Origin of the sequence: Streptomyces sp. NPDC001406 (genome assembly GCF_042895285.1) — a bacterium.
GTDB lineage: Bacteria > Actinomycetota > Actinomycetes > Streptomycetales > Streptomycetaceae > Streptomyces.
This window is the reverse complement of sequence record NZ_JBIAWG010000051.1, coordinates 1-4780: the sequence shown is the minus strand read 5'-3', so window position 1 is coordinate 4780 and position 4780 is coordinate 1. Positions and strand designations below refer to the sequence as shown.

The 4780-nt window shown below is 68.7% G+C and carries 3 protein-coding genes and 1 pseudogene; 1 reads left to right on the top strand and 3 read right to left on the bottom strand.

Annotated features, from left to right (window positions below):
- The 3 genes and pseudogenes from ACFY1J_RS45990 to ACFY1J_RS45980 all read right to left on the bottom strand — a co-directional run.
- The coding region (locus ACFY1J_RS45990) for a transposase (protein WP_390713366.1) at positions 1-704 on the bottom strand (704 nt) is incomplete at its 3' end.
- Positions 705-1261: 557 nt separating this feature from the next.
- Entirely contained in the window at positions 1262-2839 is a 1578-nt protein-coding gene (locus ACFY1J_RS45985; RefSeq protein WP_390713367.1) for an ISL3 family transposase, read from the bottom strand.
- A gap of 120 nt (positions 2840-2959) precedes the next feature.
- Positions 2960-3205 (bottom strand): annotated as a pseudogene (locus ACFY1J_RS45980) (transposase); the annotation flags it as partial.
- Positions 3206-3358: 153 nt separating this feature from the next.
- Between ACFY1J_RS45980 and ACFY1J_RS45975 the strand changes: the two are divergent.
- Positions 3359-4669 (top strand): pentapeptide repeat-containing protein, encoded by a 1311-nt coding sequence (locus tag ACFY1J_RS45975; RefSeq protein ID WP_390713368.1) that lies wholly within the window; start codon positions 3359-3361, stop codon positions 4667-4669.
- Positions 4670-4780 lie beyond the last annotated feature (111 nt).

Genomic DNA, 4780 nt, shown 5'->3' with positions numbered 1-4780 from the left:
ACGAACGCAAGGCCAGCCACTTCCTGGCCTTCACCAGCATCGCCTGCACCCTCATCTGCTACCGCAGACTCAACCAAATGAGATGACTTCTTAGAGCCGTCCGCGCGGACCCCGATGAGCACCAGGACACAGGCTTTGGCCTCCTCCAAGCGGACGTTGAGGTGGATGCCGTCGGCCCACACATACACGTAGTCGACCTCGGACAGGTCTCGGTCCATGAAGGCGGTGTGGTCGGCCTGCCACTGCTGGGTGAGCCGGGTGATGGTGGCCGGGGAGAGCCCGGCCGCGCTGCCGAGAAACTGCTCCAGCGCCGGGACGAAGTCGCCGGAGGACAGGCCGTGCAGGTAGAGCAGAGGCAGAACCTCGCTGATCTTGGGGGACTTGCGGCACCAGGGCGGCAGAATCGCCGAGGAGAACCGCTTGCGCTCACCCGTCTGGGCATTGACACGCTTGTCGTTCACCCGCGGCGCCTTCACTTCGACCACGCCGGCCGCGGTGGTGACCTCCCGCGGCTGGTGATAGCCGTTACGAACCACGAGCCGCCGCCCGCGCTCGTCTCGCTCGTCGATCAACTCTGCTATATAGGCGTTGACTTCGGCCTCCAGCGCGGCGGCCAGCATCCGCCGGGCACCTTCCCGGACGATGTCATCCAGCAGCGAGGACCCGCCGTTCGTGGCGCCATCAGCGTTGACTACGGTGAGCACGAACGTGCCTTCCCAGCCAACGCGGCAACGTCGGCCTTGCTCGGTGACCTATCGATCAATCACCCGGGAAGGTACGTCCTCCCCGAGACGATCCACAGATCTTGAGCATGGCTCGGCACCCGGTCCTTGGTCATCCCGTCCCCCCTCCGGCGCCTCACCACCCCCTGATGAACATCTCCGAAAACACTCCGAGAAAATCCGCCGCGCGTACCGATCCGGCCGCCTCCCATTCGGCGCAAGGGTTGACAGGCGGGAAGGACCCGGTCCCACGCAGATCCAGGCGATCGTTGTGGAGGCGGGAGAGAAACAGGGGGTCGCCGTAGTATTGATCAGAAACACATTGGGTTCTCTTCGAGGGTGTAGCGGACGTGCGGGCCGTGGAAGTAGCCGCGGACGACGTGTGGCCGGCGCTGGCCGCGATGGAAGAATCGGCATGTCTCGCTCGCGAGTTGGGCCTGGATGCGTGCCTTGATGCTGGTGTCGGCGTACACGGGAACGTGGCTCTGGCAAGATTTCCGTGAAGCAGGGGTGTGCCACCGTGCGCCGGTGACGCTCCGTCACGGGTAGCGGCGTCGGATCAGGGCCATGAGGATGACGCGGTGGCGGAGCAGGGGGACCCCCGCGCGTCCGGCCGTGATCCGTTTCTGGAGCTTCAGATCGGAGATGCGGCCTTCGTTGACGCCGGAGTTGAACGGGGTGGTGATGCCCTGCACGACCGCCGGCTGGTCCTCTCGGATGGCGTTGGCCAGGCTGGCCAGGGCTGGGAGGCGGGCGGTCGTAAGTTGCTCGAGCCAGTCCGGCAGCGGGGCGGCGTCGCGGGCGTCGAGCATGGCGGCGAACTGACGCACCAGATCGTGGGTTCGGTCCAGTTCCGGGCAGTTTTCGAGCAGCCGCCTGAGTCCCTCGGTAGCGTGCAGGCCGCGCCGGGATGGCGCGGTGGTGATCCAGCGGGCGGCTTCCCAGGGCGAGGGCGGCCGGTCGCGCGGCGTGTTGATCGGTAGGCCGCGACGCAGCGGTGCGACGGCCATCTTGATCCGCTGGTAGTGGCCGCGGTAGCCCTTGGCGACGAGTTCCTGGTGGAGCACTGTCGCGGTGTGCTCGCCTTCCTCCCAGCGTTGCCGCAGGTACTCCAGGTACGGGTCGAGACTGGTGGGCCGGCGGGGACGAGCGGTTCGTACACATTCCTGCCAGGTGGCTGCTCGGGCGTATTTGCGCACGGTGCGCCGGTTCAAGCCCAGCTCGCGGGCTGCGGCGTTGAGCGAGCGACCGGTGTCGGTCACTGCGTGCACCGCCTCGAACAGCCTCTTCGCGTGGCGGCGGGCGGGGGTGTCGGCCTGGTCGGACGGTCCCGCCGGGTTCGGCGGCGGCGCCGATTCGGGCTCGGGCACCGCGGCGGGCAGGCAGCCGCGGTGGGCGGCGGCGATATCCCCGACCCGCTTCGTCAGCCCCTGCCACAGATGGAAGCGGTCGCTGACCTGCACCGCGTCCGGGGCGCCCTCGGCGATGCCCTGACGGTAGACCAGCGAGCCGTCCCGGCAGACCACCTCGACACCAGGGTGCGTCCGCAGCCAGGCAGCCAGCTGTTCGGCGTCGCGCCCGGCCCACAGCTCGATCGGCAAGCGGGTCTCTGCATCCACCAGCAGGGTGCCATAGACATCCGCGTACAGCGCGAAGTCGTCCACGCCCAGCACCCGCGGGGTCGCGGCCGGGGGAAGCGGCAAGCGCATCAAATGGAACAGCACGCTGGTCCGCGACAGCGGCACCTTCAGGATCTGCAGGAGCCGGGCGCCGCCGCGGCCGGCGAGCAGCACCCCGGCCATCTCCACCAACTGCTGCAGCAGCGGACTGCGGCGTTGGTAGCGCGCCGTCAGCCCCTCGACCTGCTCGGCGAACGTCCGCCGACCGCAACCCGGGCTGTCACAGAACAACCGTCGCACCGACAGCCCGATCAGCACCGGGCGCCCGCCGACAGCGACGTCGGCCAGCGTGCGGCCATAGCGACTGTGCACCCGCGCGGAACCGCGACCGCAGTCCGGACATGCCACCGTCAACTCACGGGTAATGGCGGCCACATGCACGGTGCCGGCCTCGGCCCACACTCGTTCCACCCGCACCGTATCCAGATGCGGAGACACAATCCGTACGAGGTCATCACACTCGCCGACAATGTCGGCACCCGCGACGGAGCGTCACCGGCGCACGGTGGCACACCCCTGCTTCACGGAAATCTTGCCAGAGCCACTTCAGCTCGTACGCCGACAGCTGGCAGGCAGACTGCGTTTGAGGTCGGCGTTGACGAGTTCGTCGGGGTTCAGCTCGGGCGAGTACGACGGCAGGAAGTGCAGTTCGATCCGGTCGGAGTGATCGGCCAGCCAGTCGCGGAGAGCGCGGGACCGGTGGGCGGAGTGCCGGTCGACCACGAGGTGGACCTTGTGGTCGAAGTGAACTGCGAGGCGGTCGAGGAACCGGCACATCACCGTCGCGTCGAAGCTCTCCGTGAACTCGATCGGCCAAGGCGGTCCGATGCGCTGCGGGACTGGATCCCGGACATGGGGCGCTTATCCGGGCGCCATGGCTGGCGGGTGAGAGGCGGTCGCCCCGAGAGGAATCGCGCGCCGCAACCGGCGGCGGGAGTGGCAGTGTCTCAAGGGGATGTGACCGCACATCTACCCCGGCGCCGAACGGAGCGGCGTGGCCTGCGCCTGTGGCCGGTCGGCACCGTCCTCACCCTGACCTTCACCGCGGCCATCCTGGTGGCCGCCACGGTGTTCTACACCGGATGGGACCTGCTCAGCGCCCGGGGAATCAAGCCCGAGCACCGCATCGACTCCACGACGCTCTTCGACCTGGTGAAGCTGTCCTTCGGCGTGGTCGCCGGAGCCGGTGCCCTGGTCGCTCTGGTGGTGGCCTACCGGCGCCAGCGCGTCGACGAGGACGGCGCGCTGCGCGAGGCCACCCGCCTGCACACGGAACGCTTCACCACCGCCGTCACCCAGCTCGGCGACGACTCCCCCGCGGTGCGCCTCGGCGGGGTCCACGCCCTGGCCGGCCTCGCCGACGATGCCCCCACTCGACCCCTGCGCCAGACCTGCATCGACGTCCTGTGCGCCTACCTCCGCCTGCCCTACACGGCCGAGGCAGACCTGCCGGCGGGCGACGCGGAAGCCCGGCACGCCTACCTGGCGCTGCGGCAAGTCCGGCACACCGTCATCCGTCTCATCCGTGACCACCTCTGCCTTGCCCCCGAAAATCCGCACTCCTGGCAGGGGCACGACTTCGACCTCACAGATGTCACGTTCGACGGCGGTGACCTCTCCGGCGCGCAGTTCTCCGGCAGCATGGTCGACTTCAGCAACGCACAGTTCTCCGGCAGCACGGTCCACTTCGACGGCGCACGGTTCTCCGGCGGCAGGGTCGTCTTCGACGGCGCACGGTTCTCCGGCGACACGGTCGACTTCAGCAGCGCGCAGTTCTCCGGCGGCAGGGTCGACTTTCGCAGCGCGCGGTTCTCCGCCGGCAGGGTCGTCTTCCACGGCGCGGAGTTCTCCGGCAGCACAGTCCTCTTCCACGACGCGGAGTTCTCCGGCAGCACGGTCGACTTCAGCAGCACGCAGTTCTCCGGCGGCAGGGTCGTCTTCCACGGCGCGCGGTTCTCCGGGAGCAGGGTCGACTTCCACCGCGGGGAGTTCTCCGGCGGCTGGGTCGACTTCCGCGGCGCGGAGTTCTCCGGCGGCACGGTCGACTTCCGCAGCGCGCAGTTCTCCGTCGGCACGGGCTTCTTCGGCATCCCCCGGTTCTCTGGCGGCACGGTCGCAGTCGACTTCCGCCACGCGGAGTTCTCTGGCGGCACCGTCGACTTCAGCAGCGCGGTCGGTGTGGCGCCCGCTGGTCTGGTCCCGCCGAGCGGATCGCCCTTGCCGACCGGGCTCGCCCTGCCTCCTGCGTGGTACCCCGCCTCAGCCTGAGAAGGCTTGTCCGGGGCTTAGTAGCTGTTGTCGTATCGAACCTGAGGGCGGCGTTTTCGCTGTTCAGGCATAGGTTTGGCGATCCCGTGGGAGTGGTGGCCTGTCGTGTCA